Source organism: Streptococcus mitis (genome assembly GCF_002096835.1).
GTDB lineage: Bacteria > Bacillota > Bacilli > Lactobacillales > Streptococcaceae > Streptococcus > Streptococcus mitis_W.
The window spans coordinates 1-5,506 of record NZ_NCVG01000005.1; the positions used below are offsets into that span (position 1 = coordinate 1).

General features: G+C 33.2%; 2 protein-coding genes. Both read left to right on the top strand.

The genetic code is table 11. The annotated features are described in order from the left end of the window. Positions 1–305 (top strand): LPXTG cell wall anchor domain-containing protein (locus B7699_RS00045; RefSeq protein ID WP_142358306.1); only part of this gene is annotated, 305 nt, incomplete at its 5' end. Positions 306–971: 666 nt separating this feature from the next. Continuing rightward, positions 972–5,506 (top strand): Rib/alpha-like domain-containing protein (locus tag B7699_RS00050; RefSeq protein ID WP_084926797.1); only part of this gene is annotated, 4,535 nt, incomplete at its 3' end.

The window sequence follows — 5,506 nt, forward strand, 5'->3', positions numbered from 1 at the left end:
AGTTGGAAGGATACGAATTTAGTCATTCAACAACGGATGCTAAAGGAAATACCCTACATCACTATAAGAAAGTGAAAAAACCAATCAATCAAGAGACTCCTACAAGTCCAGAAAAACCAGTAGCTACTCCAGTTCAGACAAGTTCTACAGATTCTAAACAAGTATCCGTTGAAACAACCGTAGCTAATGACAAGAGGGAATTACCAAATACTGGTACAGAAGATAAGGCTGGTCTAGCTAGTCTTGGACTTCTTGGAATGTTGGGTGCATTCGGACTCGTAGCTCGTAAGAAAAAAGAAGATTAAAGATTTGTCGATTATTTATCTTGTGTAATATTAAATCCAGACCTATATAAAAACTTTACGAAATAGTATTTGGATAATAATATAAAGATTGTTGATGCTGAAAAAATATCAGGATCACAGGAACGTATAGTATCAGTAACTTAAAAAAGTCTGATACTATGCGTTTTTTTATGGGAAGATTTATTAGTACTTACTTTTTATAAAGTTTTTAACTAATATAAATGTTTTACTTATTTATTGTAGATATGTTTTGTAATGATTGTGATACTTCTTTCAAGGAATATTTGGTAGGATTGAAGTGTAAATAGATTAACTAGGAAAGAAGGAAGTAAATGGAAGCCATTTATCAACCTGATTCGAAACAGGTTGTACTACTTGATGATAAATAATTAGCGCTAGGAACTAATAGCTGATTGGAAAATACATAGGCTAAATATTTATGTGATTTAAAATGTTATAAAAACGTAATTTTTCAGACAATAAACATCATGTTTCATAGAATGTAATATTTATAAAGAATAGCGAACAATATCCGTATATATATATATATATATATACGGATATTGTTCGTTTTGTGATATAAAACTTTGCGAAAAACTCTATTGATTTATTAGATAAAAAGAGTATCATAATATATAATAAAATATTTATAACGGAGGAAATCAGATGTTTTATAAAGGTAAACATGATCGTGAAAAACAACTACGTTTTTCTATTCGCAAAGTAAGTTTTGGAGCAGCTTCAGTCGCGATTGCTGCTTTTATGATGTTTATTGGTGGAGGTACTGTTCAGGCAGATGCTATTCAAAGTAATGATAGTAGTGCTGCCTCAGTATCTTCAAATCATCAACAAAAGGAATATGATAAGAAAACAGATAATGAGGATAGAGTTAATACTTCTAATCTTAAGGTATCAGAAGCAACTTCTGAAAATACAGAATCTAAAGATGTTATTTCTTCAACTGAATCTTTTAATAATGAGAGTAGACAAGAGGAAAAACAGTTTATTAAAGCTGATACAAGTAAATTAGAATTAGCTGTTGCTCGTGTTCAAGCGTTACTTGAAAAAACTGAAGTGAATGAAAAAACAGAAGAAGTAATCAAAAGTGCGAATGAAGAATTAGCTAAAGCACAAGACTTATTATCTAATGATAAAGTAATACAGGGAGATATCGACAAAGAATTAAGTTCTCTTAATAATATAGATTTTATTCTTAAAAGTATACCAAAAGCATCAATTGAAAAGAAATTAGAAAAAGAAAACAAAAATCAAGATCCACGAAATGGAAAAGCCATTCCAGGAAAAGGAGAGAGTGGATTTAGAGAAGCTGTATTAAATTCTGCAAATACAATTAGTAAAGCGATAGAAGGACCAACAAATAATAATAAACTGGGTTATGGAAATAATCCCCAAAATGGAGTTTTTGAGAGTGCAAAAGAGCAATTTGGTGATATCAATTTTGATGATGCTGTAGTTAGTGAGAAAGAGGTTGAAAAACAATGGTCAAGAAGTACAGCATCAACTGGTGGTGAAACTAAAATTTTAGGTAGAATAACCTATAAATGGAAGGAAAAAGAAATCACAAAAGCTGATGCTGATACTAAAAATGCATTAAATGGATGGAAAATAGAAAGTGGAGAAAAGGTTACTGCAATTAAGCCAGTAGATCCTACAAATTTTGATACAAATAGACCTTCAGAATTTCCTCCCAAACCTTCGAAGATTTATGATTTAAATGGAAAAATTCCCAGGGATAATAATGAACAACCAAGTGAGGGGCATCCATTAGGTGTAAATGCTGCCAATCAAAATTATGCGAATGGTGTTAATTATTCTGGAGTTGTTGGAACTCATAATTTACCTAAAGGATACTATTTAGAACTTGGGAAAAAGGGTACAAAAATTGCAAAAGAGTTTAATGTAAATGGAAATTCTCGGCTATTATTAAGCGCTATTACTGGTGGTGCTTACGGAGTAATGGGGACTGCCGGAACAGGTGAAAAAATAAGAATAACCGTCTATGATGCTGATACTAATAAAAAAATTTCAACAATAGAAGATGATAATCATGCTGGAATGGAAGAATCACATATATCTGTACCTACTGGAAATGGAGGTAATGGAGATGGTTGGACCGAATATAGAGCAATTTATGAAACTCCAAAAGAAACAAAACGAATTAAAGTTGAAATCGAAGCTTTGGATGATGGAACTGCTATCCATAATTCTTTTTTGAAAGGTGATAGTAACAGAAATATCTCTGTAACAGATGGATATTTTGTTGGAGCTGTAAATTTAACTGTTGGTACAGGTACCGAAATGACTACTAATGTTAAAACTAATAATAAAGAGGGGGGGTATGGAGATAAGAAACTATATAAATCTGATCAAAAAGGTGAATTAGAGTTTACAGTGAATAGTGTCGGTGGTATAAGACTTTATGGTCATGCAGAAACAGAAATTGAAGTTCCCAAAGGAGTAGAACTAGACACGGAAATTACTGCACCAAAATCAGATTGGATATGGTTTGGGAATGTACCAATTCATAAAAATAATATTTCGTATGATCCTGTAGGAAGAAAATTGCGAATAAAGTATCAAACTTCTCAAAAAAATAATGGTATAGGGCCGTACATAGGAATTGGATCGAATAGTAATAAAAATGATGGAGTTCGTTCTTTCCGAGTAAAATTTACAACATCTCCGGATTATAAAGGGACTGCGACTTTTAAAGTACGAACATTTTTACCTAACGGTTTACAAGATGCTGAGGAGAATAAAGTACTAAATACAGCAGATGTTACAAATGAAAATGGTAAGTATAGAAATACAGTATCTGGTGTAAGAAATTCTGAAAATCCAAACTACTATTATAATAAGACGATTTATATAGATTCAACAAAACCTAAAGCACCAACAGTCGAAACAATACATATCGATGGAGTGCAGGGAAATAGTACGAATAAAAATCAGGAAAGAAACCTCTTGATTTCTATTCCAGAGGAAGAGACAGGCTTAACTGACCCTGAAAGAGAGAAAAAGGATGTTATTGAAAACGATAAGAACAATAATAACAAGGATAATCAGCATAAGTTAGCAGAGGCTGAAGCTACAACAGAAGTTGAAAAAATTAATCATGCGATTGGTGGTGTAACTAGTATAACAGTAACATTACCAAACGGTGCGAAAACAATTAAATTAACTAAAAAAGGTGATGAATGGTACAAAGATTCTGAAAAATTAAAAAAAGTTGATGGAAAATTAGTATTACCTTTACCAGAAGATATTAATTTAGATGAAGCAAATAATGCTTTATCTCCTGACAAACGTATCAAAGTAACTGTTCAAGATAAAGCAGGAAATGATTCAGATGTTGCTTATGCGAATGTTTTAAATGAAGCTCCAACTTTAAATGTCAATAAAGATGTTATATATGTTCCTAAAACGGATGTGTCTAATAAAGTTAATACTGAAAAACTTTTGAAACAAGTATCAGATACTATTGTTGATGGTAAACCAGGTATTGAAGTAGCTGATTTAGAAGATGATAGGGATAATAAGGAAACAACAAAACCAAATGTTTCAGTTATTGATGATCAGGGATTAGATACTTCTAAACCAGGTGTCTATACAGTAACTTTAAAGGCTACAGATAGTGAGGGAAAAGACTCAGTTGAAAAAAATGACGATACTGATAAATTTGATGTTGTAGTAGTTGAAGGAATTCCTCAAATTGTATCAGTTAGTGACAACAATATCCAACCAGATGTTCTGAAAAATATAGATAAAAGTCAATTTCCTGATGATGCTACATTTGAGTATAAAGAAGAAGTCAATACTTCAGAGGCAGGGGACAAGAATGTTACAGTAGTTGTTAAAGACAAAGCAGGTAATAAACTTGTCGAAGTTCCAGCAACGGTACGTGTGGTAGAAAGCTATCCTCAGTATGTTCCAGTAAACAAAGAAGGTATCTCACCGAAAGATAGTATTGATCCAAGTAAATTCCCAGAAGGAACCACGTTTGAGTATAAAGAAAAACCGAATACTGGTTCCACAGGAGACAAAGATGTAACAGTTGTAGCTAAGCTAGGTACAGAAATAGTTGCAGAGATTCCTGCTAAAATTGTAGTAGTCGATAGTAAGACACAATATGTGGCAGAAAATAAAGAGAATACACAACCAGACGCCTCTAAGAGTGTTGATGAAGAAAATTATCCTGAAGGTTCTAAGTTTAAATTTAAAGAACCAGTTGAAACAAGTAAGGCAGGAGACAAGGAAACAACGGTTGTAGTAACGGATAAAGATGGAAATCCATTAGTTGAAGTTCCAGCAACTGTAGTAGTCGCAAAAGGTTATCCTCAAATTGTTCCAGTTAGTGAAGGGAATGAACAACCTAGTGTCAAAGATAGTATTGATTCAGATCAATATCCAGAAGGTTCAACATTTGAATATAAAGAAGAAGTCAATACTTCAGAGGCAGGGGACAAGAATGTTACAGTAGTTGTTAAAGACAAAGCAGGTAATAAACTTGTCGAAGTTCCAGCAACGGTACGTGTGGTAGAAAGTTATCCTCAGTATGTTCCAGTAAACAAAGAAGGTATCTCACCGAAAGATAGTATTGATCCAAGTAAATTCCCAGAAGGAACCACGTTTGAGTATAAAGAAAAACCGAATACTGGTTCCACAGGAGACAAAGATGTAACAGTTGTAGCTAAGCTAGGTACAGAAATAGTTGCAGAGATTCCTGCTAAAATTGTAGTAGTCGATAGTAAGACACAATATGTGCCGGTTGATAAATCTAATAAACAACCAGATGCTTCTAAGAATATTGATCCTGAGCAATATCCAGATGGGGTAACATTCAAATATAAAACTCCAGTAGATACAACAACACCAGGCGAAAAAGATGTTATTGTAGAAGCAAAAGATGGGGAAGATAAACTGGTAGAAGTTCCTGCTAAGGTTAAGGTAGTGGAAGGCAAGGAACAATTAATTCCTGTAAATCCAACTGAAAAACCACAAGCAAGAGATAGTATTACTCCAAGTGATTACCCAGAAGGTTCAACATTTGAGTACAAAGTTCCAGATGGACAGACTGAACCGTTCGATGCAACAACTGTTGGGGATAAACCAGTAACGGTTGTTGTAAAAGATAAAAATGGAAATGTATTAGTTGAAGTTCCGGCAACGATTAAGGTGGT